The following is a 14998-nucleotide window of genomic DNA, read 5'->3' as shown; positions in this document are numbered from 1 at the left end:
AGTATTGTTCACGCACACAAGTAGTTAACGGAATTCAAAATTCATAATCCTCTATTAATTCATAATTCATAATCCTCTATTAATTCATAATTCATAATTCACAATTCATAATTATGATTACTATTGTAATTCATAATCCATAATCCATAATTCATAATTATGATTAGTGATAATTCACAATTCATAATTCACAATTCATAATTATGATTACTATTGTAATTCAGAGTTCATAATTCATGATTATGATTACTATTGTAATTCAGAGTTCATAATCCATACTCATGATTACTATTGTAATTCAGAATTCATAAGTCAAAATTATTCGAACTGAGTTCTCATCAGTACGTCATAATTATGATATGAAGTGTAAAGCTATTGCAGGTTAGTTGATTTAGTTTACCCACTATCCGTTAGGCAGCCCCCCTCCTTTGGAGGGGTTGGGGGAGGTTTCTGTGTCATCTGTTTATCTGTGAGTTCTGTGAGAGAATGCACCGCAACTTTAAGCTTAAAACTTTGAATACCGAGGTTTGAAATATTATTACAAATCATCCGATAAAAAGGCGAGAAAAAGAGCTAAAAACATGTATTTTTAATGTCAATATAAGTAGTTTATTATCAAACAGTTGTGAGAGTCAATTTCGAAAGGTGCTTAATTGGACTTCAAAAGGGCGTTAGTAAGACCTCAAAAGGGCATCTTTTGCAAGCTAAAAGGGCGTTAATTCGAATGGAATTAACGCCCTTTTTATTTTTAAGGTTTGATTTTTATTTACAATACGGAGGTGGAGAAAAGAAAGAAGTGAATATTATATTAGGCAAAAAAACAAGTGTAGACGGTGTTGTCTTAACTCCTCTAACTCCATTTAACTCCTTAACTCCTCGCATTTAACTCCTTAACTCCTCAACCCCCTACTTCTTTGTACGAATCTTATATCCTGCCATTCCGTAGTAAAGGATGAAGAGGAAACAAGGAACGCTCACCCAATAAGAGGTCTGGAAAGACGTTGCATCCTGTACCAAACCACGCAACCAAGGCATAACAGCACCACCAGCAATTGCCATTGTCAGCAAGGAAGCACCCGACTTAGTGAACTTGCCAAGGTCTGCCATTGCCAAAGGCCACAACGCTGGCCACATGAGTGAACAGCCTAACGCCATCAAGAAGATGCAATAAACAGAGATTACTGGATCTGGAACGACTGCTACTGCCACACTACCCACGAGGGCTACGATAGCACAGATACGCATTGCTGCAGCCTGTGAGAGGTAACGTGGGATGAAGATTACACCACAGATATAGCCCACGATCATACCGATAGATGGGATAAATCCGTAGTTATCGCCTTCCAAGCCCAATGACTGAGCATAACCCGTTGCCGTTGCGAGCGAAATAGTCTCTACACCCACATAGAGGAAGAGAGCCAAACAGCCCAACAACAAGTGTGGGAACTGCATGATACTTGTCTTACCGTCAGCGTATGAGTTAGCTGCTGTCTCGTCGCTACTCTCGCTATCGTCCTCACCTGCAGCCTTCACGTCAGGTAGTGGAGCCATCAACGCGATAACACCCAAGAGCAAGAAGATACCGATGATGATACCGAATGGCATATAGAGGTCGCTAAGCTGTGTATCGCCGATACCCTTACCAATCACCAAAGTGATGAAGAGTGTTGTAACAGGCCAAGCCAACTTATTACTGATACCCATACAAGAAATACGACGTGCGGCTGAATCCATAGGGCCAAGAATGGTCACGTAAGGATTGACCGAAGCCTGCAAAACAGCGTTAGCAGCACCACTGACGAAGCTCGCAATGAGGAACCATGTCAAAGAGTTCTGCTTAGCAGCAAGGATGAACAAACCAAAGGCAGCAGCAAAGATGACAAATGACAAAGCCATTGTACGCTTATAGCCGATTGCCTTAATACAATGTGTTGCAGGAATACCGAACAAGAGGAACGGGATAAAGGTTGCTGCGAGCAGCAAACTTGATGCTGCACCAGAGATATTCATTGATTTCTCCAATACTGGCATCAGGTAAGAGTTGATACCCAAGGCAAAGCCAATAGAGAAGAAGAATAAGCCAATAATGGCTAAAGGAAATAGAAAGTTACTTTTTTGTTTCATAATAAAGATATTTTTATTTTATTTCTATCTGATAAAGTCATAAGCGTTTTCGCTCTCCTTCGGAGTATCCTCTTGAAAGCGTGCCTGCCGTCAGCACAAGTGGTGCATACCATCCGCACATCATGTGCCTGCCGTCAGCACCATTGTTGAGAACGAAAAGAGCGCAGCTTTATTGTCATGATTTAGGCGAAAGACAAACCTATTATTAGAATATTTTAGTTAACCAGTGGAATTACCGCTTTGAAATGTAAAGACGCACAAGGCATACATCCGTCAACATGATGATTACAGAGGAATACTTCGTGCGCCCCTACCCTACTGTCAAGTCCATAGAACTTGGCATGTAGTACGTTAGTTTGCTATAACTTTACCGCCCTGAATATAGAGTCCTTTGGCAGGAGCTTCAGGGAGTCTACGACCCGAGAGGTCGTAGACTTGTGCTGTTGTTGCTGTTGGATTTACTACGGCAGAGATTCCGTTTGCGGTATCATCTGCCGCTTCTGAAAAAGGGATGAAACGCACGGTGTTAGTGTATTTCTTGCCCTGCTGAACCTTATACTCATTCAATGGGCCAGGACCACAAGAGCCGTTACCGACACCCTGCTGGATAGCATCAAAGTGAGCTACGGTGCGATTGCTTGCTGGCAACTCCCATTCGTGACGTGCATCGCGCATCTCTCTTTCTGTCCAAGGAGTCAGAGAGAAGGCTACATCGCCTGCTGTCTCAACCTTCACACCATTACCCTCGTTGTTTGTGAGGGTAAGCCAACGAAGACCAACGCGGTTGCCGTTGCTCTGTGGGTGTGCGAATGGCTCATACATATCCTTTACAGAAGTCTCGTAGACACCGAAGTCTGAACCGTCGAGACGGTCAACATAGTTAGCCAATGGACCACGTGCATAATAGCTTACCTTAGAGAGTTCCTCTGGGAAGTTCAGGCTGAAGCCTAAACGTCTTGCGCCATTACCCTGTGCCTCATACGAGCTGGTGAGGTCGATGGTTCCGTTAGCATTGACAGTGTACTTATAAGTAGCCTTGCAATAGTTGCCGTTCTGGTTAACGTTCACTGTTGCTGTCTTACCATCGCCAGAGAGCTGGAAGGTTGCAGTCTGTGAAGTTACGCCATTATCGGTAGGACCATTGTTATAAGCCTCCATCGGACCATCATTCTCAATCCAACGATAACGCTCGAAACGTGGACCTTCATTTGTTACAAAGAGGTTCTTACCATCGTATGACCACTCAGTGATATTACCCTGCTTGTCGAATGTCACCTTCTGCTTGCCGTTTGCATAAGTGTAACCACCATCTGCATTATGGGTTGCGTGGAGTGCATCCGCCTTAGTATTATCAACCTCAGCAAGGGTTGTTGCGCCAGCTGCTAACTGCTTTTGGAACTGAGCAACAGGATAATCACGATCGCACCAGAGTGTTGCATCCTTTGTATAAAGACCGATGTTGAGGAAGATTTCCTTACCTGCATAGGCAGCAGTGTTATACTTCAAATCAACAGTCTGTGTAGCACCAGCAGCGCAGTTGAGCTTCTTGAAGGTACCATCCTGTACTGGCTTACCATCAACGAGGAGGGTCCACTTGAGATAGAACTGGTCGAGGTTGCGATCGAGATACTTATTTGTCAACTTCACCTGACGGCTTGTTGTATTCAAATCGAAGGCTACCCACTGGTAAACACGCTTCACCTCGTCTAACTCAGCACTCCAAGCACGGTCTGCATTCACCAAACCATTGTTGACGAAGTTATGCTGATGAGGACCCGGACGGTCGAAACCAGTGATATAAGCAGGGAAGCCATTCTGTGTCAACTGGTTGTTGCGAATAGCATCGTAAGAGTAGATACTCTGGTCAACAAAGTCCCAGATACAGCCACCAACGCCCATTGCAGAGCCTTCCATAGCCTCCCAATATTCGCGCAAGTTGCCCACAGCATTACCCATAGCGTGTGCATACTCGCACATGAAGTAAGGCTTATTAGTGTTTGGATGGTTCACATCAGAAGTCACAGGACCCGTTGTTCCGCTACGCCAGTCGTGCATTGCAGGGTACATGACAGAGTGAATATCAGTGCCCTCAGCCTTGTCACGGGTTGAACCCTCATAGTGGATATAGCGGTTGTCGAGTTCTTTCACAGCGTTGTAAGCCGCCATGATATTCAAACCAGAGCCACTCTCGTTACCCAAACTCCAGAAGACAACACTTGGGTGGTTGCGGTCGCGGAGGGTATTGCGTACGTTACGGTCAACGATAGCACCAGTCCAATCTCTGTTGTTGATAATAGTCTTCGGTCCATCCCAGTTCTTGTGAAGCTCCATGTCAGCCTCATCAACAACGAAGAGACCATAGTGGTCGAACATTGCCATCATCTTCGCATGACGTGGATAGTGGCTGGTACGGATGGTATTCATGTTAGACTGCTTCATCAATGTGATATCCTTTAACATGAGATCAGTACCGAAGGTGCGACCATGCAATGGGTCAGTGTCCTGTGTGTTAGCACCCTTGAGGTAGGTACGACGGCCGTTCACTTCAAGATAACCCTTGCTAAGATCAATCTTTCTAAATCCATACTTTGTAGAGAAAGCCTCCTCTTCCTTGCCGTCTTGCGACTGGCTGAAGGTGAAGGTGTAGAGGGTTGGGGTCTCAGCCGACCAGAGTTTTACGCCAGAGAGCGTTCCGAAGTCAACAGTCTGTGTCTTCAAGCTGTCGCCAGCAGCAAAGACAAAGTCAGACTTCATCTTCTTTAATTCCTTGCCAGATGGGTCGAAGAGCGTAACAGTAACGGTCTTCTGCGCTGCTGTCTTATCACGATTGCATACGGTAAGCTCTACGGATGTAGCTGCGCTACCCGTTGCAACGGTTGTAGCACCCGGTGTAACAGTAGACTTAATATAATGATCTGCCAAGTAAGTCTTTGGTGTAGCCACAAGGTAAACATCACGATGAATACCACTCATGTGCCACATATCCTGACCCTCAAGATAAGAGCCATCACTCCAACGAATCACCTGTACGGCAACATTGTTCTTACCCGTGCGTACGTATTTAGTAATATCAAACTCGCTGACATTGTTTGCTCCCTCGGTATAACCCACCTCATTGCCATTTACATAAACGTAAGCAGCAGAGTAGATACCATCAAAATGAAGGAAGACACGCTTATTCTCCCAGCCCTCTGGCAAGTTGAAATCGCGACGATAAGAACCCACTGAGTTCTTCAAACCTGCCTTCATACGAATGTATGGCTGGCGATCCTCAAATGGATATTCTACATTCACATACATTGGCTCACCATAGCCATTCATCTCAAGACAAGAAGGAACATTGATATCGTTCCACACTGAGCCCTCAGTGCTAACGCCATCGCCCCAGAAGTCGTCCTTACCAAGCAAGACAGGCTTAGGACCCTCGCTCCAACGTAACTTCCATGTACCATTCAAGCTAAGGTAGTTTGCACCCGTTGGCTCCAACCAAGGCTTGTCATAACGCTGACCATCTGCCTTCATTGCCTTTGTTGATGGGTAAGGCATATAGGTTGCGTGTCCACGCTCCTTGTTGCGCTCATAGATCCTTGCATTCTCCCAGTCGCCTCCCTCAGGGATAACAACCGCAGGCACTTCCTTAAACTGGAGTGTAGCGGCAGAGGCTTCACCGTTCTCATAACCACAGTAATATCCGTTGACAGAAGAGATAGAACCAGTTGTTATGTAATAGGTCTGACCGTTCTTTGCTGATACCGCACTGAGACGATAACCATTGCCGTTCTTTGTGATATAGACCTGCTGATTAGGATTGGTGATGGTCTGACGCCACAAACAAGGCCATCCCCATGTTTTATTTGGGTCGTTGAGTGCCATGTCAAGTGCTTCTTCACCATCAGCATTCACAAACTGATAGCAGTCAGACTTACCAGCAACAGCAATGAGTTTCCACTTCTGTGAGTCGTTGCCTTCAGTGTAAGTCTGGAACGCAAGTCCCGTGTCTCTTAACCAAGAATACCTGTAAGGTGTGAGCACACTATTGTTATCATACCCCAAAGAGATAAGATAGGTCTTACCGTGTTCAGGCTTCGCACCCCATGTGCCAGCCCTTAGCACGGTTGGTGCTAAGGTCAGTAAGAATACGAGAAGACCAATGTTTCTAATTGTTTTCATATAATTGAGAGATAAATATTTATGCTGAGTTGAACCCACACCTCAACCAAAGTCGAAGTGTGGGTTAAATATATAACGTAATTAATTGATTACTTTTTTAGTACTTGTTGCACCGTTGCTATACTTCATCTGCTTGATACGTACACCACGCTTCTGTGATGAGCTTGCCTTTGTACCGTCAAGGCTGTAGTAGTCTACCGAAACAACCTTTCCGTCCTGACTGCTCTGAACAGTTGAGATAGCGTTTGCGGTGTTAGGAACAAGAAGGTATGCACTGCCTTTCACTGTTGGGAAGCTGATTTCGTCATCGCTGATGCGTGTCGCAGCCACGGCATTGCCGTCTGTAGTTGTCACCTTATAGTCCTTTGCAACACCTGCATACTTCACCACACAAGTGGTACCCATGTTTGAAACAATCTGTACCTTCGTAGCCTTCGTTGCATCCCAATCGATGTCAACAGTGAAGTTGCCCACTGCCTTCAAGCCCTTTACAGAACCCTTCTGCCAGAACATTGTTGGCAAGGCTGGGAGGATAACGAGTTTATCATTATGACTCTGGAGCAACATCTCTGCTACACCCGCTGTATAACCGAAGTTACCATCAATCTGATAAGGTGCATGAGCGTCCCAAAGGTTCTCATAGATACCACCCGCTGCCTCGTTAGTTCCAGTGTCCCAAGTCTGCTGCAAAGCTCGTTTGATAAGGTTATGACAGTGCTGACCTTCGTAAGCACGGGCATTGAGATTAATCTTATGACCGAGCGACCAACCTGTTCCGTGACCATCGCCACGGGCAATCAGAGAAGCACGTGCAGCCTCAAAGACTGTGTTATCAACGTCTTCATTGATCTGTGTGCAAGGATAAAGACCCATAAGATGTGAGATGTGGCGATGTGCCTTATACTCGTTTACACCAATCTTGCTTGGATTATTAAACTGTGAAGAGTACTTCCACTCACGGAGATAAGTCTTGCCATCGGCTGGATTAACCTCTGTATGACAACCATTATCGAGCTTTTCAAAATACTTTGCAAGCTCATCACGGAATGTCTTTGACACTACGTCATTACCGAGGATATCGATTGCCTTGCGTGTGTTATTGAACAAGTCCCAAACCAACTGCTGGCTGTGTGCAGTAGCATTCTCTGTTGGTCCGTGCTCTGGCGACCACTCATTAGGACACTCATAGGTGCCATCAGCAGCCTTCACGAGCTTCTTAAACCAATACTCAACAGCCGACTTCATTGCAGGGAACGCCTTTGTGCGAAGGAAGTCCTTATCCATTGTGTAGGTGTAGTGCTGCCACAAGTGCTGGCAATACCACGCATTAGCAACGGTATAGGTATTGGCAAAGGTAGTACCAGAGCCATAGATGTTATTCTCTGTTGGCAAAGTCCAACCTGTATTCACGTGACCCATGTCCTGTGCAAAGCGACGCCATGTAGGCTTCACACACGCCTCACGATAGATATAGTCGAGGAATGGGCGGTGAAGTTCAGAGAGGTTGGTTGGCTCAGCAGGCCAATAGTTCATCTGTACGTTGATGTTCGCATGGATATCAGCGTGCCATGCTGGGGTGTTGTTGTCGTTCCAAATACCCTGCAAGTTAGCTGGGAGCGATACGCCACGGCTTGAACTGATAAGGAGGTAACGACCATAATTGAAGTAGAGTTCCTCTAAGAAGAGGTTGTCATGCTGGTTGTTACGATAGTTGCTGATGAGCTGTGGGGTTGGAATATTATTCTTAATGTCACCGAGGGTGAGCTGACAACGCTCGAAGAGTGACTTATAATCGGTCTTATGTGCTGCAAACAATGCATCGTAACCCTTTGTCTGTGCGCCATTAACAGTTGCTGTTGCACGAGCTGGAAGGCGGTTAGCTCCAGACACATACTCTGGTGCTTCTGGGTCGAAGTCGGTCAAACCACGGAGGTAAACAGTCATGCTGTTAGCCCCATTCACCTCAATAATGCCTTTTGCGTTCTTAGTGATTGTACCGCCATCTGTCACGATGCGCGCTGCACAATAATAGCTCTCTGGTGTTGTTGCACCATAATCATTCTGACGACCTACCTGACCATCGAAGGTGATTGTTGCCTGATTGTTATTATCAACGGTATAACTTACGTTACGTCCGTTCTGATTTCTCAACGTAAGTGTTGTATTGATTTTACCATTCTGTGAGGCTGTGTAACGAACTACCACACAACTGTCAGGATTGCTTGCGAAGTAAGTACGATCGTACTCTACGCCATCCATCGTGTATTTCACACCTGCTACGGCATCGTTGATATCAAGGTAACGAACATAGTCTGTCACCGTTGTCATACCACGACTACGAATATAAAGATTACCAAAGTTAAGGTAATAGCCATAAGCAGAAGTACTTGTCAGACCACCGAGCTTACCACTCCAAAGGGTCTTATCGTTAAACTGTACGTCGTCAATGGCAACATCGCCCATCAAAGTGGCACCAAACTGACCGTTACCGATAGGAAGACAAGAGGTCATCCAGTTCGTTGCAGGCTTTGTGTACCAAAGCGTATATTTGTTGGCTGGGTTGAATGTAGCAATACCTGTTACTGGCACCAACTCTTCTGCTGGCACAAAGCGAACCACATTACCACCATCGCCTAAATCCCAGAAGCTGATATATTTGCCTTCACCAGCTCCTTGGTACATATTAAAGAAGTTACGACCATAGGTAGACTTACCAATCTCGAAGCCACCCAAGGCGTTCTTTGATTCAACCATCGTAAAGAGCGTATCCTTAGAGCTGCGCTCCTTTGATGCATTGAGGTATGAATCGTTGATATAAAGTATCTTTCCGCTCTTGCTTACAAAAGCATATTTACCGTTATTCTCAGACACACGCCAAAGCATATCGTCAACATTACCCGTATGCAACGATGCTGTCTGGCAGGTAGCCTTCTCGCCCTTAGCACTCAAGAGCCAGTTACCAGTCTGGAACTGAATGTAATAATAAACAGGATTTGCAGCTGTTGAAGTCGTAGGGAGATAATATGGGAACACCATCTCATCCTTGCTGACAAAGGTTAACACGTTGTTGATATCTCCCTTATCCCACAATCCAATCTCCTGTCCTGCCTTAATCTCACCCACTTGGTTCATCGCATGACTGTTAGTAGAGTCTGGTGCCAACTCTAATGAACCCATACCAAAGCTATTATTCATGCTCTGGAAGATATGGAATGAAGTGATATCCGTTGGCGATGTAGCTGCCATAAAGCGTGAGCTATAAGGGTTTGTACCATTGATATAAAGGGTACGACCGCTCTTGCTTATCAACTTATATTTCTTATTGGTAGCGAAACCTTCATCAGCAACTACCTTCCACAACTGTTTGTCACTGCTCATGACTTGTGGAACAGCAGTACGGCAATTTACATTATTGCCCTTTTCTTCTAACACATTGTTAGAACGAAGATACTTAACGTAATACCAATGCTCATTGCCATTGGTACTGATGCGAGGGTAACCTTGTGCAAAAACTTGTCCGACACTTACGACAGACAAGAGGAAAGCAGCACAAATACTCTTACAGATATTCATAGGAGTAAAGGAAAAGATATTGAGATAGTTTAAATTATAGAGATTTATATTATAAGACAAAAAGGGGTTGTATCAAAATAGTGTCAGTGGCAAGTTGTAGAAAAACACGTGTCGTGTATCTATCCTTAGCCTGCTGGCGGACGCACGCACATGTGCATCCTTGCTTTTGATACAGCCCCTTAATTTATTTATTGCGAATTACTTCACAACAACCTTCTTACCATTTACGATATACAAGCCCTTAGCAAGACCATTGAGGCTCTTTGCTACCATGCGGCCATCGAGGGTGTAAACATAACCGTCAGCCTGCTTCTCCTGTACCTTAACGTTAGAGATACCAGTAGCTGCGTCCATAGCTGCAATCTGCTCGTCGGTCAATACATCAGTGATTGGAATGAACTTGAGGGCGTTGTTAGGATCGTTAACCTCCCACTTACCCATGAAGTGGTGCCATCCTACGTTACCCCATGCGTTGAGGAACTCTCTTTGTGTTCTGTCGCTGCTTACACCGATAGAGTAAACCTCGCTACCCTTGTTGCTGTCGAAGATGTAAAGAGTCTGTGGCTCAGTAGTAGCCATGAAAGCACCTGTCATCTTACCACCACCGCTCTTACCGTTGCGTACCCACTCGCCAGCATCGTTCTTCTTATACATATCGTTACCACCAGGCATCTCTGCTGCTAAATCAGTGTACTTGATGTACTGACCAGCCTCGTTAACAAGAACAATCTGATTGGTAGCAGCATCGAAGCTTGTTACGTGCCATACCTTATGACGGAAGTTTACGTCGTTCTCTACGAGAGAGTCTGTGATCAATGTATCGTTATCTACAGAGAGAATCAACTTGTTACCAGTAAGACCATTCAAACCAGTAGGACCAAATGTTGGGTTATTTGCTGCTACTCTATTGAACTGGATGAAGTAACGAGACTCGTTGTTGTTCTTGTCGAAGATAGTGAAATCATAGTTCCAGTGTGGAATATCTACCTCAGAAGCCTCGATAAAGTAAACCTTAGAACCATTATCGCCATCAGCCCAAGGACCATATTCTTTTCCTAACTCCTGACCACCATAGATGTTTACGTAAGAGTTTGCACCCTCACCAGCAATCATCTTGATAGCACCATAAGCAGCTGAAGGGTCGTCATCATGAGCTACAACAGTGTAATCCTTGAAGTTCTCACCTGGATTTGTACCAGCTGCAAGACGATTACCCTCTGTGGTAAACATTGTCCAAGTTTCGCCTTCTACTGAAAGAGTGAATGACCAAATATCGTTCTCACCCTTTGTACAAGTCCAAGCCTGCTTTTCTACGTCACCCTGAGAAGCTACCTTAGCTGTCAACTTCTCGCCATCACCATTGGCTGTGATGTAACCGACCTTGCTGGTACCAACAGCGATGTAGTACTTCTTTCCACTCTCAGGAGCTGAAACCCACTGAGCGAAAGTTGTCATTGCGACCATACACAATGAAAGTAGAGTAAAGATTTTCTTCATAATCTGTAATAAATAATTGGTTTTTGTTTTATTTTTTAAATAGTTGTTTATTGTCTACCGTTAGGTTTTATTTTTAGGTCCTATCAATAAGGAGTCGTTTACTTCATAAAGTCGGCAGCAAATATAAACATATTCTTTCAAATATTCATTGTTGCAAATACAATATTTAATATTTTTAACAATTGGGTAACAAGTTGACGCGTTGACGAGTGAACGAGTTGACAAGTTGTTTGTAAAGAAGACAGAATAACAGGAGGACAAAGAAACAAATTGCTTGTAAAAAAGACAGAATAACAGGAGGACAAAGAAACAAGTTGCTTGTAAAAAAGACAGAGTAACAGAAGGACAAAGAAACAAGTTGCTCGTAAAAAAGACAGAGTAACAGAAGAACAAAGAAACAAAATGATAAAAGAGCAGTCATTATGTATATTCTGGCTTACGAATTTTTCTTTTTGTGTGCATTATGTACATGATGACTGATATGCATTATGTATATTCGGTCTTATACGCATTTCCTTTTGTGCGCATTATGTACATGATGACTGATATGCATTATGTATATTCGGTCTTATGCTCGTGCCGCCTTATGCGTACACGCTGTATTGTAAATATAATTCAAACATTAAAAAACAAAAGGGCATAAATAGCATTCAAATAAACGCCTAATAAGCTTGCAAAAGATGCCCTTTAAGCATCTAACTAACGCCCTTTTGAAGTCTAACTAAGCACCTTTTAGAATGCCTCTCTATAACATCTTGATAGCTAACAACTTACAAAAGCACCAAAATCGCTTAATTTTTAGCCTTTTTACCAATATTCATCCTCGTTTTTGTAAGAATATTTCAAAATCCTCACCTCCCACCCCCCTCTCCTACAGAGAGGGGGAGTGCTGGAAACAATTTGCTAAAGAATGACTAAAAGGTTTCCCTAAACGATAGGGGTATCACGCTAATCACGCCCCTCTCCCTTCGGAGAGGGGTTGGGGGTGAGGCTGCTCCACTTTCCCCCTTTCAACACCATAGCTTTGCCATTCACAACGCGGCGATGGTTAGCAATGCTATCATACTCCAATGGCACAACCTCGTTGCCCTGCTTATCTATGAAGCCCCACTTACCTCCAACAGTATATTCATGTTCTGGGTCATCAGCTGGTCGCACTTCCTTACTCCCCACTGCCACAGCTGCCAAACCGTCATGATATGGGAAGATTGCATCATACTTCGGACTGACAACAACCTTGCCTTCCATATTCGCAATGCCCATCTTCTGTCCGCTCTCATCTAAGATTCTGAAAAGCCCATCAACAGGACGGTCATTACCATTATCCGCCATGTAGACCCTAAACAGCTCCTGCCCCTGAGTATTGATAGCAACACAACCCACATCCGACTTAAACACAAAGCCAATAGTACGGATTGTATCAGTATAACAGAGTGGGTAACGCTTATAAGGCACTACCATCTCACCCTTTTGGTTAACGTAACTATACTCCTCATACTTTTGAGTCGTATCGACTTGTAAGACTAAATATGAATCTTTATCATCAGTAAATGACAAAAAGGGTACTGTCAAACAGCAAGCTAAGATGGGAACAATAAACCTTAATTTCTTCATCGTAAGATAATAGTTAGTTAGGATTAGTCATTTTTCTTTTCAAAAGTAATAAAATAACAAATAACAAGCAAATATGCTACAAATCTTTTAATTTACTATAACATATCGTTGAATGGTTAACAAGTTAACGAGGTGCTTACGAAACATATAACTTGTTCACTCGTCAACTTGTCAACTTGTCAACTAACTCAACCAGCTTACTACCTTTAACATAGGCTCTTTTGACTTTGTTCAATGGAATTTCAGCAACAAGTTCCTTTTCTAACAAACCGATGATATCAGTCTTTGCTGTTGTCGGACTTACTCCAAACCTTATCTCCAAATCCTTAATTGTTACTAACGCATTAGGATCATCAGCAAATAGCTTGATAATCTGTGCCTGCCGCTCGTTGAAGTTACCCAAACGCAGGAATAGGCTTGCTGCTTTCATCTCTTCATGCTTCCTTGTAATGTAATCTTGTAGTTGCTGGAATGACTGCTCCAACACTTTCAAATTGTATGCAACAAAGTAGCCTATATCCATTCCGTCAGCCTCAGTATAAAGAAAAGCCTTTTCGTATGACTTCTTAGACTTTGCTATGACTCTTGATATCGACAGATATTCTGTCAACCAGTATTCCTGCCTTAACATATACCAAAAGAACATTGCCCTTGCTGTTCGCCCATTGCCATCAGCAAAAGGGTGAACAAATGAAATCATGAAGTGGATAACGATGCCACGAATAATAGGATGTATGAATTGGCGAGGATTCTCGTCGTTAAAAAAGACACAAAGGTCTGTTATGAATTGCGGAATCTCCTTATAAGAAGGAGGAGTATGTACCGTTTCGTGAGTGATACCATTCTCCACAACAACATCATCGTTACCCCTGAAATGTCCTGCATCTTCGGGATTATCCATCGTATTATCAGTCATAAGGCGATGTACTTGTAACAATAGTTCCTCTGTCAAAGGTTCGTCCTTATGCTCTACAATATATTGTATGGTCTGATAGTTGTTATGAATCATCTGCTGGGACTTATCCCTTGGAGTCATCTTCTTACGAAGCATCTCCTTTGCTACTTTTCTTGTTGTTGTAGCTCCCTCCATTTGGCTTGAGAAGATAGCCTCTTCCATCAACGAACTTACTAAGTACTGCTCCTTGTTGTTAGCGTCGATAGGTGAGTTATTCCCCTTACTACCACTCAAATACATATCAAATTGGTGGCATATCTTCTGCATCGAATTCGTCAGGCTTAAACTTACACCATACTTATCCCATATCGTTATAGAACTTCTTAATCTTGCAGCTTTTACATAGGTCCATAGCTGTTGAGGAGTGCAACCTGATGGGCACTTCTTATACTTTACCGAATCCCAATATTCAAAGGTCTCATTGATTTTATCAATCATATTACCTATTTGAATACTTTCAGAGCGAAGCATTACAGAAAGTAATTCTTTCTTATCAATATGTGGAGGTCTTTCTATTTCCATACGTTAGGGTTTTAACTGCAAATCTATACAATTCTCTCCAATCTTGCAAACATTGGAAAGAATTTTGTAGAAAAGCCTTTGATTTATGCCTTAATTTCTCACAGAGCAAACAGATATTTAACTAATGAGAAAAGACAGAACACACATAATGAAAACGAACAAATGTACTAATTAGCAAGAAAACATACTTCATCAATTCTTTCCAATCTTACAAACATTGGAGAAAATTTTATTAAAGAGAACTTCCCTCCAATCCTTTCCAAGGGAGCATATACGAGATTTCCTTTGGGTTAGTAAACAAGTTAAACCCTTTGTTTCAACAAATTATCGTACCCTATAAAAATAACTTCAAAAAAACTTGGAATTAACCTTTTAATTTTATACTTTTGCAGTATTAAAAGCATCGCTCTGCTTTCTTGCAGAGTTTTAGCCACTTCCGAGTGGCTTTTTTATTTAATCTACATACTATGCCAAAGAGAGTAACATTTTATTTCGATGGTTTCAATTTCTATTTTGCATTGAAACGCAAAAAGAAGAATAGTT

General features: G+C 43.1%; 7 protein-coding genes. 1 reads left to right on the top strand and 6 read right to left on the bottom strand.

Annotated features, from left to right (window positions below; translation table 11 throughout):
- Positions 1 to 724 precede the first annotated feature (724 nt).
- Entirely contained in the window at positions 725 to 886 is a 162-nt protein-coding gene (locus PMEL_RS12250; RefSeq protein ID WP_172586784.1) for a hypothetical protein, read from the top strand.
- Positions 887 to 906: 20 nt separating this feature from the next.
- On the opposite strand, the gene PMEL_RS08960 is transcribed toward PMEL_RS12250, so the two are convergent.
- The 6 genes from PMEL_RS08960 to PMEL_RS08935 all read right to left on the bottom strand — a co-directional run bounded on the left by PMEL_RS08960 (position 907) and on the right by PMEL_RS08935 (position 14455).
- Positions 907 to 2124, bottom strand: coding sequence for an MFS transporter (locus tag PMEL_RS08960; RefSeq protein WP_410524637.1), 1218 nt, complete (start codon positions 2122 to 2124; stop codon positions 907 to 909).
- Between the two features lie 351 nt (positions 2125 to 2475).
- Positions 2476 to 6294, bottom strand: coding sequence for a glycoside hydrolase family 2 TIM barrel-domain containing protein (locus tag PMEL_RS08955; RefSeq protein WP_231999463.1), 3819 nt, complete (start codon positions 6292 to 6294; stop codon positions 2476 to 2478).
- A gap of 81 nt (positions 6295 to 6375) precedes the next feature.
- Positions 6376 to 9867 (bottom strand): glycosyl hydrolase family 95 catalytic domain-containing protein, encoded by a 3492-nt coding sequence (locus tag PMEL_RS08950; protein ID WP_120174987.1) that lies wholly within the window; start codon positions 9865 to 9867, stop codon positions 6376 to 6378.
- 198 nt (positions 9868 to 10065) lie between these two features.
- Positions 10066 to 11364: a hypothetical protein gene (locus tag PMEL_RS08945; protein WP_120174986.1), complete on the bottom strand. Its 1299-nt coding sequence runs from the start codon at positions 11362 to 11364 to the stop codon at positions 10066 to 10068.
- Positions 11365 to 12312: 948 nt separating this feature from the next.
- A complete protein-coding gene (locus PMEL_RS08940) occupies positions 12313 to 12978 on the bottom strand; it encodes a WG repeat-containing protein (RefSeq protein ID WP_120174985.1) in 666 nt (221 codons plus the stop codon).
- Between the two features lie 163 nt (positions 12979 to 13141).
- Positions 13142 to 14455, bottom strand: a complete 1314-nt coding sequence (locus tag PMEL_RS08935; RefSeq protein ID WP_120174984.1) for a Fic family protein — start codon at positions 14453 to 14455, stop codon at positions 13142 to 13144.
- Between the last annotated feature and the right edge of the window lie 543 nt (positions 14456 to 14998).

The sequence above is a fragment of the Prevotella melaninogenica genome (assembly GCF_003609775.1).
Taxonomy (GTDB): domain Bacteria; phylum Bacteroidota; class Bacteroidia; order Bacteroidales; family Bacteroidaceae; genus Prevotella; species Prevotella melaninogenica_A.
The sequence above is the reverse complement of the archived record's forward strand: the minus strand, read 5'-3'. Positions and strand labels throughout refer to the sequence as shown.

What these genes read in the sequence shown, in the direction of transcription:
- PMEL_RS12250 (WP_172586784.1), top strand. Translation starts at nt 725, where the DNA reads ATGGAATTAACGCCCTTTTTATTTTTAAGGTTTGATTTTTATTTACAA.
- PMEL_RS08960 (WP_410524637.1), bottom strand. Translation starts at nt 2,124, where the DNA reads ATGAAACAAAAAAGTAACTTTCTATTTCCTTTAGCCATTATTGGCTTA.
- PMEL_RS08955 (WP_231999463.1), bottom strand. Translation starts at nt 6,294, where the DNA reads ATGAAAACAATTAGAAACATTGGTCTTCTCGTATTCTTACTGACCTTA.
- PMEL_RS08950 (WP_120174987.1), bottom strand. Translation starts at nt 9,867, where the DNA reads ATGAATATCTGTAAGAGTATTTGTGCTGCTTTCCTCTTGTCTGTCGTA.
- PMEL_RS08945 (WP_120174986.1), bottom strand. Translation starts at nt 11,364, where the DNA reads ATGAAGAAAATCTTTACTCTACTTTCATTGTGTATGGTCGCAATGACA.
- PMEL_RS08940 (WP_120174985.1), bottom strand. Translation starts at nt 12,978, where the DNA reads ATGAAGAAATTAAGGTTTATTGTTCCCATCTTAGCTTGCTGTTTGACA.
- PMEL_RS08935 (WP_120174984.1), bottom strand. Translation starts at nt 14,455, where the DNA reads ATGGAAATAGAAAGACCTCCACATATTGATAAGAAAGAATTACTTTCT.